The 264-nt window shown below is 65.2% G+C and carries 1 pseudogene; it reads right to left on the bottom strand.

The annotated features are described in order from the left end of the window. Positions 1-15: 15 nt before the first annotated feature. Positions 16-264: pseudogene (locus AUR66_RS20040) on the bottom strand (hypothetical protein); the annotation flags it as partial.

Genomic DNA, 264 nt, shown 5'->3' on the forward strand with positions numbered 1-264 from the left:
GTCAGCAGGCGTTCGTCAGTCATCCGAGACACCCCCGTCGAGCGGGTGCGGTCCGAATGGCGTCGACGAACCGCCGTCGAGGTCGTGAGCGGAGTCGCGCCCATCTCCGTCGCCGTCGGAGCGGTCAGGTGTGAGTTCGTCGTCCGGTTCGTCCTCTTTCTGGCTTCGAGCGTGGTTCCGGACGATGTAGGCCGTCGCGAGAGGCAAGCCAACCGAGACGATCAGGTGCATCGTCGTCACCGGGTAGTACGACGGATTCGGCGT

The sequence above is a fragment of the Haloferax profundi genome (genome assembly GCF_001469865.1).
Lineage (GTDB): Archaea > Halobacteriota > Halobacteria > Halobacteriales > Haloferacaceae > Haloferax > Haloferax profundi.